We start from the raw sequence: 21,767 nt of genomic DNA, 5'->3' as shown, positions 1-21,767 counted from the left end.
CGTCAGCTGCCGGCTTCAGTGTATCGACGGAAGACGAAGATTCGACGAAATCAGCGTCCGGTCGGCATGTCCTTGAACGCCACGTCCTTGTCGACGCGCACATCGCCGGGCAGGCCCAGCACCCGTTCGGCGATGATGTTCTTGAGGATCTCGTCGGTGCCGCCAGCGATCCGTAGGCCCGGCGCCCACATCAGGCTCTGCTGGAACGCCGCCTCGGCCGGGGCCTGGTCGGGGTCGACGAGGATGCCGTACTGGTCCTCCATCTCGACGGCGGTGTTGGCCATCTCCTGCAACTGATTGGCCGAGATGATCTTGCCGATCGAGCTTTCCGGCCCCGGCGTCTGGCCGCGCGACAGGGCGGTCATGGTGCGGAAGCGGGTGAACTTCAGCCCCTCGGACTGGACGTACCAGTCGGCCAGCTTTTCGCGGAACGCCTGGTCCTTGATCGCCGGACCGGTGGGGCCGGCAAGATCCTGAGCCAGCTTCATGACCTCGCGATAGTTCGGGCCGGCCGAGCCGCCAACCGCCAACCGCTCGTTCATCAGGGTGACCAGGGCCACCTTCCAGCCGTCCCCGACCTCGCCCAGGCGCTGGCTGTCCTTGACGCGCAGGTCGGTGAAATAGACCTCGTTGAACTCGCGCCCGCCCGACATCTGGTGGATCGGCCGGCACTCGACGGCGGCGTCCTTCATGTCGATCCAGAACATGGTCAGGCCCTTGTGCTTGGGCACATCCGGATCCGTTCGCGTCAGCAGGATGCCGTAGTCGCAATAGTGGGCGCCGGTGGTCCAGACCTTTTGGCCGTTGATCACCCACTCATCGCCGTCCTTGACGGCGCGGGTGCGCAGGGCCGCCACGTCGGAGCCGCCCGCCGGCTCGGAGAACAGCTGGCACCAGATCTCCTCGCCCTTCACGGCGGGAGAGACAAAACGTTGCTTGGTCTCGCTGTCGGCGAAGGCCATGACCGTGGGCACGCACATGCCCAGGCCGATGGTGAAGTAGCCGTAGCCCAGGCCCGCCTTGCCCTCTTCCTGGCCAAAGATCACCGACTGGATCGGCGTGCCGCCGCCCCCGCCGATGGCCGCGGGCCAGGTGATGCAGGCATAGCCGGCGGCGGCCTTGGTGGCCTGCCAGTCCTTGGCGGCGGCCATGTGCTCGGGCGTGTTGGGCTTGAGCTCGCCGAACTTGGCGCGGTGCGCGGCGGCGTTCTCGGCCAGCCAGGCGCGAGCCTTTTCGCGATAGGCGGCTTCTTCGGGGGAATCGTTGAAATCCATTGTCGTTTCCTCGCCTTACGCCGCGTTTTTCTTTTCGAGTTCGCTCACCAGTCGCTCCTTCCAGAGCTTCGGCGCGCCCGCCACCAGGCTCAGCTGCCGCGAGCGACGGTAGTAGAGGTGGCAGTCGACATCCCAGGTGAAGCCCATGCCGCCATGCACCTGGATGTTTTCCTTGCTGGCGAACCAGAAGGCTTCCGAGGCGGCGATGCGGGCGGCCGAGGCCGCGATCGGCAGCTCGGGCGCGTCGTCGTTCAGGGCCCAGGCGCCGTAATAGGCGTTGGAGCGGGCGACCTCGTTCTTGACGTACATGTCGGCCAGCTTGTGCTTGATGGCCTGGTAGCCGGCGATCACGCGGCCGAAGGCGTAGCGGCCCAGGGCGTACTCCTTGGCCATCTCAAGACACCGGTCGGCGCCGCCCAGTTGTTCGAAGGCCAGCAGCACGGCGGCGCGATCGAGGATCGCCTGGACGATGTCGAAGCCCGCGCCGGCCTCCCCCACCCGCTCGGCGACCGCGCCGTCGAACACGATCTTGGCCACGCCCCGCGTGGGATCGAGGCTCTTCAGGGTCTCGCGCTTCACGCCCGCCTGCTTCAGGTCGATCAGGTAGAGGCCCGGACGGCCGCCTTCGCTGGCCAGGACCAGGGCGGTGTCGGCGACATCGCCGTCGGTGACCGGGATCTTGGTCCCCGAGAGCTTGCCGCCCTCGACCCGGCACTGCAGCGTGTTCGGACCCACGACGCCCGGACCTTCGGAGGTCGCCAGGCAGCCGATCACCTCGCCGGCGGCGATGCGCGGCAGGATCGCGGCCTTCTGGCCGTCCGCGCCGTGGGCCATGATCCCTTCGGCCAGGATGTAGACGGTGGAGGCGAACGGGATCGGCGCGACGGCGCGGCCCAGCTCCTCGGCGATGGCGCACAGCTCGATGCGGCCCAGGCCCAGCCCCCCGTGCTCCTCGGGGATCGCGGCGCCCAGCCAGCCCTGCTCGGCCACGCCTTTCCAGAGTTTCTCGTCGAACGAACGGTCGGCATTGTCCAGCACGCCGCGCACGACGGCGACGTCGCAATTGCCGGCGAGGAACTTGCGCGCCTCGTCCTTCAGGAACTTCTGGTCGTCGGAATAGTCGAAATCCACTTGGAGCCTCCCTGGACCGCGCTCTTCGGCGGGTCGCGGGAGTCACACTGAACGACGTTCACGCGAAGGGAAAGATTGACCCGGCGTCAAGAATTTCAGGTTCTTATGCGCGTCTGTCAGCGCATTCGGACGTTACTCAACGGCATGGCCAAGACCGTCTTCCAGAAGAACCAGAGGGTGTGGGTCGAAAGCGTCGGCTGCTGGGCCACGGTCGACAGGATCGTGCCCATCTGGGCCAAGGGCTTCGACGAGCCCGTGCGGGTCACCTACGACGTCGGGCTGAACCGCGAGTTCCAGGCCCACGAACTGAAGGCCGAGGACAAGGTCGATCCGCAGGATGGCGGCCTCGACTCCAATTGGCGGGTGCTGCGGGCCCGCAACAAATGGCAGCAGGAGGGCGACTGCGCCCACCATCCCTATCCGGGCACCTATCCGGTCGTGGTCACCGACGCCCAGGACTGGGGCGGCTGGCGCACCCCGGGCGCGGAATACGACCGCGACCCCCACAAGATGGAATATCAGGCCCGACTGATCGCCAGCGCCCCGCGTCTGCACGCCATCGCTCGGGAACTGCTGACCCTGGTGGCCGACAGTCCCGAGGACGCGCCGCCGGCCCTGACGGGCCTGGCCCATAAGATCGCGGCGATCGAGCGCTACCTGCAGGAAGCGCCCGTCGCCGGACCGAGCTCGGACTAGTTAGATAGTTAGAACCGGCGACCGAAGCCGACCGAGAACACCAGCGGGTCAAGCTTGACCTTGGACTTCAGCGCGCCGCCGTTGATCTTGGCGTCGGTGTCGAACCAGATTTTCTTGACGTCCAGGTTCAGGCTGTAGGCGGCGTTGATCGGGATGTCCGCGCCGGCCTGCAGGGCGTAGCCGAAGCCGTCGTCCAGATCGACCGTGAAGCCGTTCTTGTCCTTGCCGCTGTAGAACAGCATGTAGTTCAGGCCCGCGCCGACATAGGGGCTGAAGCGCGCGCCCGGCAGCGGGTGATACTGCAGCGAGACGACCGGCGGCAGGACCCAGGTCTTGTGGACCGCGACGTCCGTGCCCGGGCCGACGGCCTTGACCGTGTGCTGGGTGGTGCCGGCGATCACCTCGATGGCCAGCTTGTCGGTCAGGAAGTAGCTGAGGCCGATCGTCGGCTTGATGTCGTCCTTGACGTCGGCCTTCAGGCCGGTGGCGGCGCCAGCGGCGGTCAGGATCGGATTGCCCGCGTCCGGCGCGACGTCGGTCACCCGAACGTTCAGGACGATATCGCCCTTGGCTTTCGGCGTCACCGGCTCGGCGGCGAAGGCGGGCGCGGCGCTCAGGCCGGCCGCCACGGTCAGGGCCAGGAAGAGTTTGGTGGTCATCGGTATCCCCTTTACGACCTCGTTGTGTCGAAAGGGGTTTGCGCCTGTGTACGGTCGGTTTCGTTGACGCCGCTCAAGAAAAGACCACAAAAAGCTTGCGGTTATTACGTAGTCGCGTCCGGCTTTGCCCTAAAGTTTCCCTGCTTCCAGGCCAGCCACAGCACGATAATCGCCACCAGCGTGCCGACGACCATGGCCGGCAGCGAGGCCTCGGGACCAAAGGCGCCGCCGCTGAGAAACTCCGGCGCGCCGGGCTTGGGCTTGCTGACCAGCCAGCTCTCGGTGACCGGGATGCCCGACACCGACGCGCCCCACACCCAGCCTTGGGTGAAGTTCCAGGCCGCGTGAACGCCGACCGACATCCACAGGCGTCCGGTCAGCAGATAGAAGCCAGCCAGCATCAGCCCCGCCTCGATGGCGATAGCCGCGGCGGCGACCGGCGTGGCGTTAGGATTGGCCAGGTGCAACGCCCCGAACAGGGCCGCCTGCACGATCAGCGCCGGCCAGATCCCGAAGGCCCGCATCAACAGGCGCAGGAGGATGGCGCGCATGATCAGCTCCTCCATGAAGCCGGACTCGATGGCCATGGCGATGGTCGCCCAGGCCGAGGCCGCACGCGGACCGCTGATGTCGTAGACACCCAGCAGGTAGAGCCCGCCCACGGCCGCGCTCAGCATCAGCGCTCCGATCACCAGGCCAATGGCCAGCTCGGCCGGCATCCGGCGCAGGTCCAACTCCTCGGGCCATCGCCCCTCGGCCAGCCTGACCACGCCGGCATAGAGGCCAAAGCCCGCGCAGCAGATCACCAGCACCTCCAGCACTTCAAGGAGATGACCGCCCTTCTTGAACATCGGGTTGGCCACCATCTGGGCACCCGCATAGACGATGCTGAACAGCACGAAGAGCAGGACCATCCAGCCCAACGCCCGCAACCAACGCAGCGGCCCCGGATGCAGGAACCGCTTGCGCCCGACTTCAAGCCCCGCCTGACCGCCCGTGATTTCGCTCGTCATCGCCAAGCCCCTCCCGCCTAAACTCAAGCCGGCACTGACCATTAATTTGGGCTTGGCCGTCAAGGTTCTCTCGCGGAGGTCGTCCGGTACGACTAAGTTGGACGGATGCGCACCGACACGCCCCAAGCCGTCCGTCTGGCGGACTATCGTCCGTTCCCGTTCTCCATCGAGACGACCCGGCTGGTCTTCGACCTGCATCCGTCCCAGACCCGGGTGAAGGCCGAGCTAGCGGTGCGCCGGACCGGTGCGAAGGACGAGCCGCTGGTGCTGAACGGCGAGCGGCTGAAACTGGTGTCCGTGGCCGTGGACGGCCAAAGCCTGAGCGCCAACCAGTATGTCGCCGACGCCGAGCAGCTGACCATCCCGGACCTGCCCGACCAGTTCGTCCTGACCACCGAGGTCGAGATCGATCCGGAGGCCAACAAGGCCCTGATGGGCCTCTACATGTCGGGCGGTCGCTTCTGCACCCAGTGCGAGGCGGAAGGCTTCCGCACGATCACCTACTTCCCCGACCGCCCAGACGTTCTGAGCCGGTACAGCGTGCGCATCGAAGCCGATCTCAAGTTCACGCACCTGCTCAGCAACGGCAACCTGATCGACTCCGGCGCCCTCGCGGACAATCGGTTCTTCGCCGAGTGGGAGGACCCCTTCCCCAAGCCCTGCTACCTGTTCGCCCTGGTCGCCGGCCACCTGGACGTTCTGGCCGACAAGTTCATCACCATGAGCGGCCGCGAGGTGGCGCTACGGGTGTTCGTCGATCCCGGCCAGGCCTCGCGCGCGGCCTATGCCCTGGACAGCCTCAAGCGGGCGATGAAGTGGGACGAGGACACCTTCGGCCGCGAGTACGACCTCGACCTGTTCATGATCGTCGCCGTCCGCGACTTCAACTTCGGAGCCATGGAGAACAAGGGGCTGAACATCTTCAACAGCTCCCTGCTTCTGGCCGATCCGCAGACCGCGACGGACCTGGACTACGAGCGCATCGAGGCGGTCGTGGCCCACGAATATTTCCACAACTGGACCGGCAATCGCATCACTTGCCGCGACTGGTTCCAGCTGTGCCTGAAGGAGGGCTTCACGGTCTTCCGCGACCAGAGCTTCAGCGCCGACCAGCGCGGCGCGACGGTCCAGCGGATCAAGGACGTCCGGACCCTGCGCGCGCGCCAGTTCGCCGAGGACGCCGGCCCCCTCGCCCACCCGGTGCGGCCGTCCAGCTACATGAAGATCGACAACTTCTACACCGCGACGATCTACGAGAAGGGCTCGGAGATCATCCGCATGCTCAAGACCATCCTCGGCGCCGAGGCGTTCCGGAAGGGCAGCGATCTCTACTTCCAGCGCCACGACGGTCAGGCGACCACGGTCGAGGCCTTCATCGAGTGCTTCGCCGAGGTGTCGGGCCGCGACCTTTCGGACTTCTTCGGCTGGTACGAACAGGCCGGCACCCCGGCGGTGACGATCGAGACCACCTACGACGCCGACGCCCAGGCCGTGACCCTGACGCTGACCCAGTCGACCGCCCCGACACCGGGCCAGCCGAACAAGAAGGCCTTGCCGATCCCGATCGCCATCGGCCTGCTGTCGGAGACTGGCGAGGTGCTGCGCGACACCGAGGTGGTGCTGCTGGACCAGGACACCCTGACGGTCCGCTGGGAGAACGTCGCCAGCGCTCCCGTGCTGTCGGCGCTGCGCGGCTTCTCGGCCCCGGTGAACCTGTCGACCGATGCGCGGCCGGCCGAGCGCTATGTGCTGTTCGGTTCGGACCCGGACCTCTTCAACCGTTGGGAGGCCGGTCAGACCCTGGCCCGCGACCTGATCCTGGCCCGCGCCGCTGGCGCGCCCGACGAGGTCGGCGAGGAGCGCTACGCCGATGCGCTGGGTCGCGCTCTGGTCGACGACGCCGCCGAGCCGGCCTTCAAGGCCCTGCTGCTGGCCCTGCCGTCCGAGCCCGACCTGGCCCTGATGTCCGAGCCGGCCGACCCGCCGGCCCTGCACGACGCCCGCAACGCCTTGCGCACCCGCGTCGCCGTCCACCTGGGCGACCTGCTGCGCCGCCTGCATGGCGAGATGCAGAGCGACGGCGAGTTCTCGGCCAGCGCCGAAGCCGCCGGCCGCCGCGCCCTGCGCAACGCCTGCGCCGAGGTGCTGTCCTCGGATCCTCACGCCGACAACCTGGCGCGCCTGACCAGCCACTTCGACACCGGCCGCAACATGACCGACGCGATGGGCGGCCTCTTTCCGCTGGTCACCATCGGCGGCCCGGCCCGCGACCTGGCCCTCAACAAATTCCATCGCGCCTGGCGGAGCGAGCCGCTGGTGCTGGACAAGTGGTTCGCCGTCCAGGGCCGCGATCCAAACGAGGACGCCCTGGATCGGGTGATCGCCCTGACCCGGCACGAGGATTTCGAGCCGACCAATCCCAACCGCCTGCGGGCCCTGGTCTCGACCTTCGCCAACTTCAATCCGGCGCGTTTCCATGATCCCAGCGGCGCGGGCTACCGCTTCCTGGCCGATCAGATCCTGGCGGTGGACGGGTTCAACCCGATGACGGCCGCGCGTCTGGTCGAACCGCTCGGCAACTGGCGGCGCTACAAACCCGAACTGGGCAAGCTGATGCGCGAACAGCTGGAGCGGGTCGCGGCCCACCCGGACCTGTCCAAGAACGTGCTGGAACTGGCGACCAAGGCGCTTGGCTGACGCCGCTTTTCAGGATTCGCTCGGCCCTATATTGCGACCAATGGGCCCATACGGACCGAATCCGCCTTTCCGGCGGTGACGGAGCGGTTTGCGGTACGGTAGATTCACCATCTCGGCGAAGTGACTCGCCCTGAGGTCTGTACCTGACAGGTCTCGGATTTGGGATTGGAGCGCGCGCCGCGCGCTCCGGGGATCGACGGGAGCCGCGCGGTTTGGACAGGGGCTTAGCGAGACACGGGGGGACGGCGTCCGCCGGACCGACCGCGCCCGCGGCCGTGCGCGCCAAGTCCGTGCAGGCCCCGTCGCAGGGGTTCATCCGCATCGCCATCCTGGCGGCCCTGCTGCTGCTGGCCGTCTATACCGCCTTCGGCGTCAAGCGCCTGCAGCAGGAGGCCTCGGCCCAGCCTGGCGGCGCGCCGCTGTCGGCCAAGGCCGGGCTGATCGCCGGCCGCGTCGAGGCCAACCTCGCCGCCCAGCGCGCCGGTCTGTCAGCGGCCGCCGACATGCTCAGGCGCGATCCGGGCGCCACCATGGACGCCGCCGAGACCGCCCTACGCGCCGCCGGCGGCGAGGCCGCGGCCGTCGCCGTGGTCAGCCCCGCCGGCGTCGTCTCCGTCGCCGGCCGCGACGACGGCGCGGACTGGAAGGGCGCGGCCCAGGCCGCCGCCGCCTCGGGCCGCACAACCTGGACCGGTTCGGTCGGCGAGACCGGCCGGCTCTACGTCGCCACCACAGCCGCCCTGGACAAGACCCGCGCCTTCGTGATCGCCAGCGGCGACGCCTCGCGCCTGATCGACGAACCCGAGAAAGGCGACAGCGGGGCCCTGGCCCTGCCCAGCGGCGCGCTGATCGCCGCCCGCGGTCGCGCCGCCCAGGGCGCCGCCACCTTCCGCGAGGCCTTCGCCCTGTCGCCCGACGATGTCGTCGGCGGTCCCGTCGCCCTGCGCGGCCAAGCGGCCGATGGCGCGGCGCTGGATATCGCGGTGCGCCCGGTGGCCGAGGGCGCCCTGCTGGTTCTGGCGGCCGCACCGACCCACAGCGTCGCCAATGTCGACCGCCAGGTCATGGAAGGCGCGATCAACCTGCTGGCGCCGCTGGCCGTCGGCATCGCGCTCGCGCTGCTGCTGATGATCCAGAGCCGAAAGGCCGAGCTCGCCCACCGCGAGTTCATCGACAGCGAGCAGCGCTTCCGCCTGGCCGTCGAGGCCGCACGCTGCGGCATCTGGGAATGGGACCTGAACGCCGACCAGGTCTTTCTGTCCGACGTCACCGGCGCGATGTTCGGCTGGGGCGGCGGCGGCGTCGTCTCGGGCCAGGACCTGCTGGAGCGGGTTTCTATCGACCACCGCGAGCGCGTGCGCCAGGCCCTGGCCAACGCGGCCATGTACGGCGCCTTCGACGTCTCGTTCCGCGTGCCCGCCACCGAGCAGGGCGCCCGCTCGCTGTGGATCGACGCCCGCGGCCAGGGCTTCGGCAAGCCCGGCGCCGACGGCTATGTCCGCATCATCGGCGTCGCCCTGGACGTCACCGAGGAACGCCTGGCCCAGGCCCGCGCCCAGGCCGCCGAGAACCGCCTGCGCGACGCCATCGAGAGCGTGTCGGAAGCCTTCGTCCTGTGGGATCGCCAGGGCCGGCTGCTGATGTGCAACCGCAACTACCGCAGCGTCTTCTCGCTCGAGCCGAAATTGCTCAAGCCCGGCGCCGCCCGCGCCGAGGTCAACCGCTTCGCGGCCCTGGCCATCAAGCAGGACTACCCGGCGCCGGACGGCGCCAAGGGGGTGCGCGAGGCCGAGATGATGGACGGCCGCTGGATCCAGATCAGCGAGCGCCGCACGGCCGAAGGCGGCCTGGTCATGACCGCCGCCGACATCACGGCCATCAAGACCCAGGAAGAAGCCCGCCGCCTCAATGAGGAGCAGCTGCAGAACGCCATCACCGGCCTGGAGCGCAGCCAGGAGCAGCTGGCCGAATTGGCCCGCAAGTACGAGACCGAGAAGGTCAAGGCCGAGAGCGCCAACAAGGCCAAGAGCGAATTCCTGGCCAATATGTCCCACGAACTGCGGACGCCGCTGAACGCCATCAACGGCTTCTCCGAGATCATGATGAACGAGATGTTCGGGGCGCTGGGTGACGCCCGCTACAAGGGCTACAGCCAGGACATCCACTCGTCGGGCCAGCACCTGCTGGCCCTGATCAACGACATCCTCGACATGTCGAAGATCGAGGCCGGCAAGATGAACCTCAAGTTCGAGCCGATGCACCTGGAGGACGTGGCCGAGGACGCCGTGCGTCTGGTCCGCAACCGCGCCGAGGCCGCCGGCCTGAAGCTGAACGTCGCGTTCCCGCACCTGCCGGAGATCGAGGCCGACTATCGCGCGGTCAAGCAGGTGCTGCTGAACCTGCTGTCGAACGCCATCAAGTTCACGCCGCGCGCCGGCAGCGTCACCGTCAGCGCCGAGCTCCGCCGCGATCCGTTCGGCGACAAGGTCAAGGTGTCGGTCACCGACACCGGCATCGGCATCGCCAAGGAAGACCTGGCGCGCCTGGCCAAGCCGTTCGAGCAGGTCGAGAGCCAGTTCTCCAAGACCACCCAGGGCACGGGCCTGGGCCTGGCCCTGACCAAGTCGCTGATCACCATGCACGACGGCCTGCTGGAAATGCACTCCCAGCCCGGCGAAGGCACCACGGTCAGCTTCACCCTGCCCGTCCGCCAGAGCGAGCACAAAGCCGCCCGCGACTTCGTGGCGGCCTAGCCTCCGCCGCTCGCCTCTTACGTTGTTGAAGTCGCGGCTCGATGCTCGCGATGGGGATCGAGCTGTTGTCACGGTCCGAGATAGAGGATATTGCGACGCACTCGCAATATCAGGATCGATCATGTCCCGTCGCCTCGCCCTCCTCCTGTCGTCCGCCCTGCTCGGCGCCGCCCTGGCCAGCCCGGCCCTCGCGCGCCAGGCGGACGAGACGACGGTCGACGCGGTGGTGATCACCGGCTCGCAGGTGCGCCTGCCACCCGTCTATTCCGGCGGCCAGGTGGCGGCCGGCGCCCGGGTCGGCCTGCTCGGCGCGTTGGACACCCTGGACACTCCGTTCTCCGTCACCAGCTACACCGAGGAGCTGGTCCGCAACCAGCAGGCCCGCAGCATCGCCGACGTCCTGCAGAACGACCCGACCGTGCGGGTCTCCAAGGGCTTCGGCAACTTCCAGGAGCTGTACGTCGTTCGCGGTTTCCCGGTCTATTCCGACGACATGACCTATAACGGCCTCTACGGCGTCCTGCCCCGCCAGTTCGTGGCGGCCGAACTGGTCGAGCGGGTGGACGTGTTCCGCGGCGCCAACGCCTTCCTGAACGGCGCGGCGCCGGGCGGCAGCGGCGTCGGCGGCGCCTTCAACCTGATGCCCAAGCGCGCCGGGACCGCGCCTCTCACCCGCGTCACCGCCGGCTGGGACGGCGGCTCGCAATTCTATGGCTCGGCCGACGTTTCTCGCCGCTTCGGCGAGAACAACGCCTATGGTGCGCGCTTGAACCTTGGCCTGCGCGACGGCGAGACGGCCGTCGACAACGAGAAGCGCAATCTGAAGGTCGTGGGTCTGGGTCTGGACCGTCGCGGCGACCGCGCCCGCTTCTCGGCCGACCTCGGCTTCCAGGACCACCATATCGACGCTCCGCGCCCGACCGTCACCCCGGCTGGGGCGATCCCCAAGGCCCCGGATGCTGGCGGCAACTTCGCCCAGCCCTGGACCTATACCGACGAGCGCCAGCTGTTCGGCGCGGCGCGCGGCGAGTTCGACCTGACCGACGCCGTCAGCGCCTGGGCCGCGATCGGCGGCCGCAAGGGCAAGGAAAGCAACGTCCTGGCCAACCCGACGGCCCAGCCGAACGGCGTGATCAGCGCCTATCGTTTCGACAATGTCCGCAAGGACGAGGTCATCTCCGCCGACGCCGGCCTGCGCGGCAAGTTCCAGACCGGTTCGATCGGCCACAGCCTGGTGGCCTCGGTCGCCTCGGTCAGCCTGAAGTCGAAGAACGCCTACGCCTTCTCGAACTTCGCCGGCTTCGCCAGCGATCTCTATAGCCCGGTCAATGTCGCCGCCCCGAACCCGAACTTCTTCGTCGGCGGCAGCAAGTCGGACCCGAACGTCACCGAGCGCGCCAAGAACCGCAGCGTCGCCGTCGCCGACACCCTGTCGTTCCTCAACGACACGCTGCTGCTGACCGCCGGCCTGCGCTACCAGGACGTCGAGACGCGCTCCTACGACTACAACACCGGCGCCCGCAACGCCGCCTATGACGGCCACGCCACCACCCCGGCCCTGGCCGCGGTGTTCAAGCCCAGCAGCCAGGTCTCGCTGTACGCCAACTATGCCGAGGCCCTTGTCCCCGGCCAAGTCGCCCCGGCCCAGGTCAACGGCGTCGCCGTGGCCAACGCGGGCGACATCCTCTCGCCGTTCCGGGGCAAGCAGGCCGAGGTCGGCGCCAAGTACGACGCCGGCGCGTTCGGCGGCTCGCTCTCGCTGTTCCGCGTCAAGCAACCCAACGCATTCTTCGTCGCCAGCAGCCGTCAATACACCTCGGGCGGCGAGCAGGAGAACAAGGGCGTCGAGCTGACCGTCTATGGCCAGCCCGCCGAGGGCCTGCGCGTCCTGGGCGGCGCGACCTGGCTGGACGCCAGGGTCAATCACGCCCTGGACGCTGCGCTGGAAGGCAAGTCGCCGATCGGCGTACCGGACTTCCAGGCCAATGTGAACGTCGAGTGGGACGTCAAGGCCGCCCCCGGCCTGACCGTCGAGGGCCGCATGGTCCACACCGGCTCGCAGCCGGCCAACGGCGCCAACACGGTCGACCTGGCCGCGTTCACCCGCTTCGACGCCGGCGTCCGCTACGCCTTCGAGGCCGGCGGCAAGGCGATGACGGTCCGCGCCCGGGTCGAGAACCTGGGAAACAAGGACCAGTGGGTCGCGGTGGGCGGCTATCCCAACGCCAACTACCTGACGCTGGGCGCGCCGCGCACCCTGCGGCTGTCGCTCACCACGGACTTCTAGACCGCATGAAGGCCCGGACGCTCCGCGCCTGGTCGTGGGTTCACAAGTGGTCGAGCCTGGTCTCGACCGCTTTTCTGCTGATGCTGTGCGTCACCGGCCTGCCGCTGGTGTTCAAGCACGAGATCGAGCACGTCCTGATGCGCGAGGCCTGGGCCCCGGCCCATCCCGACGGGCCTCGGCTGAACCTCGACCAGGTGCTGAACGCCGCCCTCGCCCGTAAGCCGGGCGAGGTTCCGGCCTTCATGAGCTTCGACGAGGACCGGCCGGTCGTGAATGTCACCAGCGTCAGGCCGGGCGACAAGGCGGGCGTCTATAGCTTCCAGCCCATCGACCAGACCAGCGGCGAGCCCGCTCCGTCGGTGGCCGGCCATCCGGTCATGGAGTTCCTGCTCCAGCTGCATACAGACATGTTCCTGGGCCTGCCGGGGATGCTGTTCCTGGGTGCGATGGGCCTGTTGTTGATCGCGGCCCTGGTCTCGGGCGTGGTGCTGTACGCGCCCTTCATGCGGCGGCTGCCGTTCGGCGCGGTGCGGGTTAGCAAACAGGCGCGCACACGCTGGCTGGACTACCACAACCTGCTGGGCGCGGTGACCCTGTCCTGGCTGCTGGTCGTCGGGACGACGGGCGTGGTCAACACCCTGGCCACGCCGATCATCGACTACTGGAAGAACACGGCGCTCAAGACGCTGACCCAGGCCTACGACAAGCCCATGCCCCCTGGCCAGCGCAGCTCGCTGCAGGCCGCCGTCGACCGGGCCAAGGTCGCCCTGCCCGGCATGCGGCTGCAGTTCGTCGCCTTCCCCGGCTCGACCTATTCGACCGACCACCACTACGCGGTGTTCTTCCATGGCGACACGCCGCTGACCGCGCACCTGACCACCCCGGCCCTGATCGACGCCCGCACCGGCCAGCTCGCCGCCGTCGCCCCGACGCCCTGGTACGTGAAGACCCTGTCGCTGTCGCAACCGTTGCACTTCGGCGACTATGGCGGCTTGGCGCTGAAGATCCTTTGGGCGCTGCTGGACATCGCCACCATCGTGATCCTGGGTTCGGGCCTCTATCTGTGGCTGGCCAAGCGGAAGCCCGCGCGATGAGCAAGGGCCATCACAACACCCTCTGGCAGGTGTTCCGCGCCCCGGCCGCGATCGCCGCGCTCAGCCTGTTCGGCCTGGTCGCCGCCCTGCTGGGCGACGGGGCCTGGGACGTCGTCGGCGCGGTGACCCTGGCCTCGTCGGTCGTGGCGACAGTGTGGGCCCTGACCACGCGCAGGCGCTGAATATTACTTTCGTTTCATAGACTTAAATAGAAGTCATGAAGCACTCGTAACGGGTGTTCGGCGAGGCCGGCGACTACACCCTCATTCAACGGATCGCCACGGGCGGCCACACGAATTGAGGGACAAGATCATGAGCAAGCTCGTCAACCGCATCGCCGCCATCGCCGCCCTGGCCCTGGCCGCCACCCCGATCATCGGCCTGACCGCCGCCCACGCCGCCGAGTCGTCCGCGCCCATCGCCCGCATCCGCGTCGGCGACCTGACCCTGTCGAATCCGGCCGACGCGCGCGAGTTCGCCCGCCGCGCCCATGCCGCCGGAACCCGCGCCTGTGACGCCAAGGGCTTCAGCGGCCTGTCGGCCAGGGCCTGCATGATGGACTTCCGTGAAGACCTGCGGCACGCCCTGACCAAGCAACAGGCGGCCCAACTGCGGGTCGCCAAGCGCGCCGGCGCCTGACGAGCCTTCAGCCCTAACCTCGACGCAGCCACGCCGCGACCGCCCACGCATGGGCGTCGTGGCGGAGGGCGACCACCGCGTCGCGCGGATCCAGCCAGACCAGCTTGTGGTCGTCTTCAACCTTCAGGCCCGGCGTCTCGCCGGTGACCTGGACGACATAGACGCCGCCGAAGTTTCGCACCGGCTGGCCATCGGACTTCAAAAAGAGCTGCGAGACCGTCTCGACCAGCGCCCCGGCCTCGACCACCAGGCCGGTTTCCTCGCCGAACTCGCGGACCACCGCCTCAGCCTCTGTCTCGTCGCCGTCCACAGCCCCGCCGGGCAGGTCGAAATAGGGCGCCTTGCCGGGCTTGCTGACCTCGGCCAAGGCGATCTGCCCCAGGCTGTTCTCCGCGATGCCGAAGGCGGCCGCGCGGTCCATGTAGTTCAGGCCCGCGACGGGCGCGCCGAACGCCAGCATCCTTTAGTCCTTGCCGTAGAGGTCGTTCCAGGGATCGGCCTTGCCGGACGCCACGTCCGCCACGCTGATCTCGGGACGATAGCCGATCGCGCCATTGGCGCTGGCGCTCCAGGCGTCGACCACCAGGTCGCGCAGAGCCGCGGCGCCGGCCGCGATGCGGGCCTGGACGAAGGCCTTGGCGCGCGGGTCGGTCTCGACCATCCCCCCGGCCTTCTCCAGCTGGTACAGGGGCTCGGTCTGCTTCCAGGTGTCGGTCAGATAGCCGACCACGCGGGTCTCGATCGAGCAGTCGCAGGCCTTGTAGGCCGGAACCAGCGCCTTGACCGACGCCTCGTCGCCCAGGGCCTTGGCCAACGGGCCTTCGAACTGGAAGTGGGTCGAGCGCGCGTTGGTGTAGCCGTTGGGGTTGGGATAGTCGCCCCAGCCGTTGTAGTGCACCGACAGATGCAGCGGCTGGCTGCCGTCGCCGACATAGTGGGCCCAGACGCCCAGATCCCGCAGCAGCAGCGCCTCGCGACGGATCAGATCGGCCTTGTAATAGGCCAGGCGGGTCTTGTCCTTCTCCAGCTTCACGGCCGCGGTCAGCACGCGCCAGTAGGTGAAGTCCTTCACCAGCTGCTGGTAGCCGTCGATGATCGCATACGGCAGGTAGCCAGCCTTCCAGCTGTCGACGCCGGCGGCCTGCAGGGCCTTCTCGTAGTCGGCGCGGGTCGGCGGCAGGGTCGCCACCGTGAACATCGGGCCGCCGTACATGCGGCCCTGGTCGTCGATGTCCAGGAAGTGGGCGGCGTCGCGATCGGTGTCGTGGATCTTGCCCGAGCCCTTCCAGCGGTCCGGCTCGCGAGCGTATTCGCCGATCGCGGCGATGGCCGTCGGGGTGCGCAGGAAGGCCGGCACGTCGGCCGGCAAGCTCTCGGCGCCGACGACGCCCACGGTGCGGTGGCCCGAAGCCCCCCAGGCGAACGCCGAGGCGGCCGGCGCTGACAGGGCGGCGGCGAGGACGAGGACTTTCAGGCTGGACGACAGTCGCAAGGGATAGGCTCCGAGGATCAGATAGGCCGGGCTAGCCGGGTGTAAGGCGCCGAGGCGATGTCCGCCAGCGCCGCGCGCGCCAGTAACCTGAGACGTCCAGTATTGCGGCGGTGTTTCCGCGCGTCCCGGCTCTTCGAAACGGAAAGTCGAGTCGCGGCGGACGCTTGGCTCTCGGCCCGGTTCCATCCGTGAGGCTCTCGAAAGCAAAAAATCCGCGCCCTTACAGCCCCGTTTCAAGCGTCTGAATCCATGTCACTTTCTCGCCTGTTTGGCGAAAGCGGCCCGCGGCGTATCGACTCTCGGGGTTGTCACGGGTCCGTGATCCGAATATCCAAGCCGCCAACCGACAGACACGCCGATAAGAGGACCCCCTCGATGCGACGCAAGCTCGCCGGAATTTTGGCCACCGCGGTCATCTCCGCATTCGCCATTCCCGCCCTCGCTCATGCCGCTCCCGCGGACTCCGCGCCTGCCTCGACGCAGCGTGTCGACCCGCTCGGCGACCTGATCACCTCGGCCCTCAGCGGCGGCGCCCTGCCCGGCTCGGTCGAGTTCACGATGAAGGCGACGATGTACCACGCCGGGGCCAAGGGCATCCGCGCGTTCGACTCGCTGGGCTGCAAGGTCGCGGCCATGCGCACCGTCGCCGTCGATCCCAAGGTGATCCCGCGTCGCACCGTGCTCTTCATCAAGGAAACCGTCGGCCTGCCCATGCCCGACGGCGGCCGGCACGACGGCTACTGGTACGCCTCCGACATCGGCGGCGCGATCAAGGGTCTCAAGCTCGACCTGTTCAGCGGCGTCGGCGCCAGCTCGATGAAGGCCCTGCGTGGTCTCGACCTCTCCAACCTCTCGGTCAGCAAGGTCGGCGAATTCAAGGGCTGCCCGCCGCAATAGGCGGGCCCGGACCACGGTCCACACTAGAATTGTTCTCCGGACTCGGCTTGGATCCCCGCCTTCGCGGGGATGAGCGGTTCGGGGTCTATCATGCGCAATCTTTCCATCAGCGTCCTGGTCCTGGCGGCCGTGTTCGCGGCCGCGCCCGCTCACGCCGATGATCTCTCCCGCCTGAAGACACGGGCCGCCAAGGTCCAGATCATCCGGGACGATTGGGGCATCGCCCACATCCACGGCAAGACCGACGCCGACGCGGTGTTCGGCATGGCCTACGCCCAGGCCGAGGACGACTTCAACCGCGTCGAGACCAACTTCATCACCGCCCTGGGCCGCACCGCCGAAGCCGAGGGCGAGAAGGCGATCTGGGCCGATCTGCGCCAGAAGCTATTCATCGATCCCGTCGTGCTGAAGGCCGACTACGCCAAGAGCCCGGCCTGGCTGAAGGCGCTGATGAACGCCTGGGCCGACGGGCTGAACTACTATCTGGCGACCCATCCGGACGTGAAGCCGAAGGTCATCACCCATTTCGAGCCGTGGATGGCGCTCAGCTTCTCGGAAGGCAGCATCGGCGGCGACATCGAGCGCGTCGCCCTAACCCAGCTGGAAGCCTTCTACGGCCAGCGCCAACTGGCCATGACGGCCGACGAAAAGGGCCTGCTGTTCAAGGAGCCCAAGGGCTCGAACGGTATCGCCATCGCCCCGTCCAACACCCTGGGCGGCCACGCCCTGCTGCTGATCAACCCGCACACCAGCTTCTTCTTCCGTTCGGAGATGCAGGTGGCCAGCGATGAAGGCCTCAACGCCTATGGCGCCACGACCTGGGGTCAGTTCTTCATCTACCAGGGCTTCAACGCCAAGGCCGGCTGGATGCACACCTCCAGCGGCGTCGACGTCGTGGACGAGTTCGCCGAGACCATCGTCGAGAAGGACGGCCAGCGCTTCTACAAGTACGGCTCTGAACTGCGCCCGTTGAAGAGCGAGGTGATCACCATCCCCTACCGCGCCGTCGACGGGACGATGGCCACGAGACGCTTCACCGTCTTCAAGACCCACCACGGCCCGATCGTCCGCGAAGAGGCCGGCAAGTGGATCAGCATCGCCCTGATGAACAAGCCGATCGCGGCGCTGGAGCAGTCGTTCCTGCGCACCAAGGCGACCGACTACGCCAGCTTCATGAAGGTGGCCGAGCTGAAGGCCAACTCGTCGAACAATACCCTGTTCGCCGACAGCAAGGGCCAGATCGCCTATCTGCACCCGCAGTTCATCCCGGTGCGCGACGACCGCTTCGACTACACCAAGCCGGTGGATGGCTCGGACCCGGCCACCGACTGGAAGGGCCTGACGCCGCTGGACAAGGCCCCGCATGTGCTGAACCCGAAGAACGGCTGGGTCTTCAACAGCAACAACTGGCCCTACGGCGCCGCGGGCCCCTACAGCCCGAAGAAGGCCGACTTCCCGAAGTACATGGACCAGGCCGGTGAGAACCCGCGCGGCGTCCACGCGCCGCTGGTGCTGAAGGACCGCAAGGACTTCACCCTCGGCGGGCTGATCACGGCGGCCTACGATCCGTACCTGACCGCCTTCGCGCGGCTGGTCCCGACGCTGGTCGCGGCCTACGACGCCGCGCCCGATCCCAAGGTCGCCGAACAGGTCACCGCCCTGAAGGCCTGGGACCGCAAGTGGTCGGCGCGCTCGACCGAGACCTCGCTGGCCGTATTCTGGGGCGAGGCGATGTGGGCCAAGGCCGCGCCGGCCGCCAAGGCCGCGGGCATGAACGTCTATGACTACATGGCCGACAAGCTCTCGCCCGCTGACAAGCTGGCCGCCCTGGCCGAGGCTTCGGACCGCCTGACCGCCGACTTCGGCTCGTGGAAGACGCCGTGGGGCGAGATCAACCGCTTCCAGCGCAACGACGGCGCGATCATCCAGACCTTCGATGACGCCAAGCCCAGCATCCCGGTCGCCTTCACCTCGGCTCAGTGGGGCTCTCTGGCCTCGTTCGGGGCCAAGCGCTGGCCGGGGACCAAGAAGTACTACGGCACGCTGGGCAACAGCTTCGTGGCGGTCGTCGAGTTCGGCGACAAGGTCCGCGCTCGCGCCGTCTCGGCCGGCGGTGAGAGCGGCGACCCCGCCTCCCCGCACTTCAACGACCAGGCCCTGCGCTACAGCCTGGGCAACCTGCGCGACGTCTATTTCTATCCGGAGGACGTGAAGGCCCACGCGGTGAAGACGTACAAGCCGGGGGAGTAGCTAAATATCCCCGCCGACGTTCGGCGCGACACCCGGGGCGCGGGCGACGTGGATGCCGCACTCGGTCTTTTCCTGGCCAGCCCAGCGGCCCGAGCGACCGTCTTCCGACGGCTGAGTGCAGGGCCAGCAGCCGATCGAGGCATAGCCCTGGGCGACCAGCGGGTGGGACGGCAGGTCGTGCTCGGCGACATAGGCCTCGAGTTCGGCCTTGCCCCAGTTGGCGAGCGGATTGAACTTCAGCTTGCCGTCGGCCGCCTCGACCACCGGCAGGCTCAGACGGTCGCCGCCATGGAAGCGCTTGCGGCCGGTGATCCAGGCGTCGAAGCCGCCCAGGGCGCGGTCCAACGGCAACACCTTGCGGATGTTGCAGCAGCCGTCGATGTCGGTGCGCCACAGGTCCGACTTCGGGTCTTGGGTGGCGATGTCCGCGAACGCCGGGCGCAGGTCGCGCACGTCGGTCAGGGCGAAGCGCGACGCCAGGTTCTTGCGGTAGTCCAGCGTCTGGCCGAACAGCATGCCGGTGTCCAGGAACAGCACCGGAATGGTCGGCGACACCTGCGAGACCAGATGCAGCAGCACGGCCGACTCCGCGCCGAACGACGAGACCAGGGCCAGGCGGCTTCCGAAGTGCTGATGGGCGGTGCGCAGGATCGTCAGCGGATGGGCGTCGCGCAGTTCGGCGTCCAGCCGGGCGGCGAGACCCGCGGCGCTCCCCCCGATCTGGTCGTAAGCCATCAGGAGGCCCTTTCCTCGAACGCGACCGGCTTGTCGTCGATGGCCCGCTGATAGACGTGGCGGAAGCGGCTGGCGGCCTTGGTCCAGGCCTCCGGCGTCGCGCCATCGGACGGTTCGAAGGCGTCGAAGCCGCAGCGGACCATAAAGCCGGCCTGCTCCTGCAGCACATCCCCGACGGCGCGGATCTGGCCCTCGTACTTGAAGCGCTCGCGCAGCAGGCGGGCCGAGGTATAGGCGCGGCCGTCGCGGAATTTCGGGAAAGCCAGGGCCACCACCGCGATACGCGGCAGATCGTAGGCCAGCACCTCGATCTCCTGGTCCGACTCGACCCGCACGCCCACACGGCGGCTGTTCGAGGACAGCAGGCCGTCGCCCTCGGCCTCGAAGCGGGTCAGGGACAGGATCACGTCGCCCGTTTCCGGGATGGCGTCCTCGTCGGTGACGTTGACGAAGGCGTCGTCGGCCCAGCGGGCCTGGCCGTCGGCCAGCTCAATCAGCCTGGGCATAGACCGCCTCCTTGAAGGGTTCGAGGCCGACGCGGCGATAGGTGTCGAGGAAACGCTCGCCGTCGGCGCGGACGTTCAGATAGGCCCCAACCAACTGGTCGACGGCGGTGGCGACCCGGTCGGCCGGCAGCGCCGGACCGAGGATCTTGCCGATCGCGGCGTCTTCCGCGCCCGAGCCGCCCAGCGACAGCTGGTAGAATTCCTCGCCCTTCTTGTCGACGCCCAGGATGCCGATGTGGGCCACATGGTGGTGACCGCAGGCGTTGATGCAGCCGCTGATCTTGATCTTCAGCTCGCCGATGGTCTCGGCGCGATCGGGATCGGCGAACTGGCGGGCGATGTCCTGAGCGATCGGGATGGCGCGCGCATTGGCCAGGGCGCAGTAGTCCAGCCCCGGGCAGGCGATGATGTCGCTGATCAGGTCGATATTGGCGGTGGCCAGGCCGGCGGCTTGCAGGGTCGCGAACACGGTCGGCAGGTCGTCCAGCTTGATGTGCGGCAGGACGAGGTTCTGCACGTGGGTCACGCGCAGGTCGTTGAAGCCGTAGCGCTCGGCCAGGTCGGCGACGACCTCCAGCTGATGCGCCGAGGCGTCGCCCGGCGTCTGGTCGGCGGCCTTCAGCGAGACCTCGACGATCGCGTAGCCCGGCTGCTTGTGCGCCTTGACGTTGTTGCGGACGAAGCGGGCGAAGGCCGGATCGTTGGCCTTGGCGATCTCGAAGGCCTCCGAGCGGGCCGGCAGGGTCTCGAACGGCGTCGCGGCGAAGGCGGCGCGGATGCGCGCGTACTCTGCGGCCGGCAGGTCGGCGCGCTCGGCGTCGATCTTGGCCCACTCTTCTTCCACCTGGCGACCGAACTCTTCGGCGCCGAGGGCCGCGACCAGGATCTTGATGCGGGCCTTGTAGATATTGTCCCGACGGCCGTGGCGGTTATAGACGCGCAGCACGGCTTCCAGATAGCTCAGCAACCGGTCGGTCGGCAGGAACTGCTTGATGGTCGGGCCGACATAGGGCGTGCGCCCCTGGCCGCCGCCGACGATCACCTCGAAGCCCAGTTGGCCGTCGCGGCCCTGGCGCATCAGCAGGCCGATGTCATGCACCTTGGCGGCCGTGCGGTCCTTGGCCGAGGCGGTGATGGCGATCTTGAACTTGCGCGGCAGGTACGAGAATTCCGGGTGCAGGGTCGACCACTGGCGGATCACCTCGGCCCAGACGCGGGGATCGTCGACCTCTTCGGCCGTGGCGCCGGCATAGGGATCGGAGGTGGTGTTGCGGATACAGTTGCCGCTGGTCTGGATGGCGTGCAGGTCGACCTCGGCCAGTTTGTCGAGAATCTCCGGCGCGTCCTTCAGCTTGATCCAGTTGAACTGGATGTTCTGGCGCGTGGTGAAGTGGCCGTAGCCCTTGTCGTAGTCGCGGGCGATCTCGGCGAGACGCCGAGCCTGGGCCGCGTTCAGCGAGCCGTAGGGGATGGCGACCCGCAGCATGTAGGCGTGGAGCTGCAGATAGAGGCCGTTCATCAGCCGCAGCGGCTTGAACTGGTCCTCGGTCAGCTCGCCGGCCAGGCGGCGGGCGACCTGGCCCCGGAACTCGGCCGAACGGTCGGCCAGGAATTCCTTATCGATGAGGTCGTACTGATACATGC

18 protein-coding genes are annotated in these 21,767 nt (G+C 68.1%); 9 read left to right on the top strand and 9 right to left on the bottom strand.

Annotated features, from left to right (window positions below; all coding sequences use genetic code 11):
- Positions 1–50: 50 nt before the first annotated feature.
- Both AC1RJ9_RS02810 and AC1RJ9_RS02805 read right to left on the bottom strand, forming a co-directional pair.
- A complete protein-coding gene (locus tag AC1RJ9_RS02810; protein WP_492834911.1) occupies positions 51–1,274 on the bottom strand; it encodes an acyl-CoA dehydrogenase family protein in 1,224 nt (407 codons plus the stop codon).
- A gap of 15 nt (positions 1,275–1,289) precedes the next feature.
- The gene (locus AC1RJ9_RS02805) at positions 1,290–2,405 is read right to left on the bottom strand and encodes an acyl-CoA dehydrogenase family protein (RefSeq protein ID WP_492834913.1); all 1,116 of its coding nucleotides are present in this window, start codon (positions 2,403–2,405) and stop codon (positions 1,290–1,292) included.
- Positions 2,406–2,549: 144 nt separating this feature from the next.
- Here AC1RJ9_RS02805 and AC1RJ9_RS02800 point away from each other — a divergent pair, with 144 nt between their 5' ends.
- A complete protein-coding gene (locus AC1RJ9_RS02800; RefSeq protein WP_492834915.1) occupies positions 2,550–3,101 on the top strand; it encodes a hypothetical protein in 552 nt (183 codons plus the stop codon).
- Between the two features lie 8 nt (positions 3,102–3,109).
- On the opposite strand, the gene AC1RJ9_RS02795 is transcribed toward AC1RJ9_RS02800, so the two are convergent.
- Entirely contained in the window at positions 3,110–3,760 is a 651-nt protein-coding gene (locus AC1RJ9_RS02795) for an OmpW/AlkL family protein (RefSeq protein ID WP_492834917.1), read from the bottom strand.
- Positions 3,761–3,864: 104 nt separating this feature from the next.
- Positions 3,865–4,773 (bottom strand): CPBP family intramembrane glutamic endopeptidase, encoded by a 909-nt coding sequence (locus AC1RJ9_RS02790; RefSeq protein WP_492834919.1) that lies wholly within the window; start codon positions 4,771–4,773, stop codon positions 3,865–3,867.
- 105 nt (positions 4,774–4,878) lie between these two features.
- On the opposite strand from AC1RJ9_RS02790, the gene pepN reads away from it, so the two are divergent.
- The 6 genes from pepN to AC1RJ9_RS02760 all read left to right on the top strand — a co-directional run bounded on the left by pepN (position 4,879) and on the right by AC1RJ9_RS02760 (position 14,243).
- On the top strand, positions 4,879–7,470 hold the full coding sequence (pepN, locus tag AC1RJ9_RS02785) for an aminopeptidase N (RefSeq protein ID WP_492834921.1): 2,592 nt from the start codon (positions 4,879–4,881) through the stop codon (positions 7,468–7,470).
- A 212-nt stretch (positions 7,471–7,682) separates the two neighbouring features.
- A complete protein-coding gene (gene pleC, locus AC1RJ9_RS02780; protein WP_492834923.1) occupies positions 7,683–10,223 on the top strand; it encodes a cell cycle histidine kinase PleC in 2,541 nt (846 codons plus the stop codon).
- 121 nt (positions 10,224–10,344) lie between these two features.
- Entirely contained in the window at positions 10,345–12,510 is a 2,166-nt protein-coding gene (locus AC1RJ9_RS02775) for a TonB-dependent receptor (RefSeq protein ID WP_492834925.1), read from the top strand.
- Positions 12,420–13,604, top strand: coding sequence for a PepSY-associated TM helix domain-containing protein (locus AC1RJ9_RS02770; RefSeq protein ID WP_492834927.1), 1,185 nt, complete (start codon positions 12,420–12,422; stop codon positions 13,602–13,604). Before AC1RJ9_RS02775 ends, AC1RJ9_RS02770 begins: the two co-directional genes overlap by 91 nt.
- Positions 13,601–13,786 carry a hypothetical protein gene (locus AC1RJ9_RS02765; protein ID WP_492834929.1) on the top strand — a complete coding sequence of 62 codons (186 nt, stop codon included), beginning with the start codon at positions 13,601–13,603 and terminating at the stop codon, positions 13,784–13,786. The genes AC1RJ9_RS02770 and AC1RJ9_RS02765 overlap by 4 nt, the downstream gene beginning before the upstream one ends.
- Positions 13,787–13,916: 130 nt before the next feature.
- Positions 13,917–14,243 (top strand): UrcA family protein, encoded by a 327-nt coding sequence (locus tag AC1RJ9_RS02760; RefSeq protein WP_492834931.1) that lies wholly within the window; start codon positions 13,917–13,919, stop codon positions 14,241–14,243.
- A gap of 13 nt (positions 14,244–14,256) precedes the next feature.
- Here AC1RJ9_RS02760 and AC1RJ9_RS02755 read toward each other — a convergent pair whose 3' ends face one another.
- Entirely contained in the window at positions 14,257–14,703 is a 447-nt protein-coding gene (locus AC1RJ9_RS02755) for an NUDIX domain-containing protein (RefSeq protein WP_492834933.1), read from the bottom strand.
- Positions 14,704–14,706: 3 nt separating this feature from the next.
- Positions 14,707–15,735 (bottom strand): phospholipase C/P1 nuclease family protein, encoded by a 1,029-nt coding sequence (locus AC1RJ9_RS02750; protein WP_492834934.1) that lies wholly within the window; start codon positions 15,733–15,735, stop codon positions 14,707–14,709.
- A 375-nt stretch (positions 15,736–16,110) separates the two neighbouring features.
- On the opposite strand from AC1RJ9_RS02750, the gene AC1RJ9_RS02745 reads away from it, so the two are divergent.
- Entirely contained in the window at positions 16,111–16,632 is a 522-nt protein-coding gene (locus AC1RJ9_RS02745; protein ID WP_492834936.1) for a 3D domain-containing protein, read from the top strand.
- 90 nt (positions 16,633–16,722) lie between these two features.
- A complete protein-coding gene (locus AC1RJ9_RS02740; RefSeq protein ID WP_492834938.1) occupies positions 16,723–18,882 on the top strand; it encodes an acylase in 2,160 nt (719 codons plus the stop codon).
- Here the strand turns inward: AC1RJ9_RS02740 and AC1RJ9_RS02735 are convergent, their stop codons facing one another.
- Genes AC1RJ9_RS02735 through AC1RJ9_RS02725 form a run of 3 tightly spaced genes read right to left on the bottom strand, consistent with a single transcriptional unit; the run spans position 18,883 to position 21,765 of the window.
- Entirely contained in the window at positions 18,883–19,617 is a 735-nt protein-coding gene (locus tag AC1RJ9_RS02735; protein WP_492834940.1) for a phosphoadenylyl-sulfate reductase, read from the bottom strand. It abuts the gene before it with no gap.
- Entirely contained in the window at positions 19,617–20,123 is a 507-nt protein-coding gene (locus AC1RJ9_RS02730; RefSeq protein ID WP_492834942.1) for a DUF934 domain-containing protein, read from the bottom strand. The genes AC1RJ9_RS02735 and AC1RJ9_RS02730 overlap by 1 nt, the downstream gene beginning before the upstream one ends.
- Positions 20,107–21,765: a nitrite/sulfite reductase gene (locus AC1RJ9_RS02725; RefSeq protein ID WP_492834944.1), complete on the bottom strand. Its 1,659-nt coding sequence runs from the start codon at positions 21,763–21,765 to the stop codon at positions 20,107–20,109. Before AC1RJ9_RS02725 ends, AC1RJ9_RS02730 begins: the two co-directional genes overlap by 17 nt.
- Between the last annotated feature and the right edge of the window lie 2 nt (positions 21,766–21,767).

This window comes from Caulobacter sp. GW822-FHT07D08, from assembly GCF_058798735.1.
The sequence above is the reverse complement of the archived record's forward strand: the minus strand, read 5'-3'. Positions and strand labels throughout refer to the sequence as shown.

Bases quoted from the DNA above. Each gene is read 5' to 3' on its own strand.
- AC1RJ9_RS02810 (WP_492834911.1), bottom strand. From the start codon at position 1,274: ATGGATTTCAACGATTCCCCCGAAGAAGCCGCCTATCGCGAAAAGGCT.
- AC1RJ9_RS02800 (WP_492834915.1), top strand. From the start codon at position 2,550: ATGGCCAAGACCGTCTTCCAGAAGAACCAGAGGGTGTGGGTCGAAAGC.
- AC1RJ9_RS02795 (WP_492834917.1), bottom strand. From the start codon at position 3,760: ATGACCACCAAACTCTTCCTGGCCCTGACCGTGGCGGCCGGCCTGAGC.
- AC1RJ9_RS02790 (WP_492834919.1), bottom strand. From the start codon at position 4,773: ATGACGAGCGAAATCACGGGCGGTCAGGCGGGGCTTGAAGTCGGGCGC.
- pepN (WP_492834921.1), top strand. From the start codon at position 4,879: ATGCGCACCGACACGCCCCAAGCCGTCCGTCTGGCGGACTATCGTCCG.
- AC1RJ9_RS02775 (WP_492834925.1), top strand. From the start codon at position 10,345: ATGTCCCGTCGCCTCGCCCTCCTCCTGTCGTCCGCCCTGCTCGGCGCC.
- AC1RJ9_RS02765 (WP_492834929.1), top strand. From the start codon at position 13,601: ATGAGCAAGGGCCATCACAACACCCTCTGGCAGGTGTTCCGCGCCCCG.
- AC1RJ9_RS02760 (WP_492834931.1), top strand. From the start codon at position 13,917: ATGAGCAAGCTCGTCAACCGCATCGCCGCCATCGCCGCCCTGGCCCTG.
- AC1RJ9_RS02755 (WP_492834933.1), bottom strand. From the start codon at position 14,703: ATGCTGGCGTTCGGCGCGCCCGTCGCGGGCCTGAACTACATGGACCGC.
- AC1RJ9_RS02745 (WP_492834936.1), top strand. From the start codon at position 16,111: ATGCGACGCAAGCTCGCCGGAATTTTGGCCACCGCGGTCATCTCCGCA.
- AC1RJ9_RS02740 (WP_492834938.1), top strand. From the start codon at position 16,723: ATGCGCAATCTTTCCATCAGCGTCCTGGTCCTGGCGGCCGTGTTCGCG.
- AC1RJ9_RS02735 (WP_492834940.1), bottom strand. From the start codon at position 19,617: ATGGCTTACGACCAGATCGGGGGGAGCGCCGCGGGTCTCGCCGCCCGG.
- AC1RJ9_RS02730 (WP_492834942.1), bottom strand. From the start codon at position 20,123: ATGCCCAGGCTGATTGAGCTGGCCGACGGCCAGGCCCGCTGGGCCGAC.
- AC1RJ9_RS02725 (WP_492834944.1), bottom strand. From the start codon at position 21,765: ATGTATCAGTACGACCTCATCGATAAGGAATTCCTGGCCGACCGTTCG.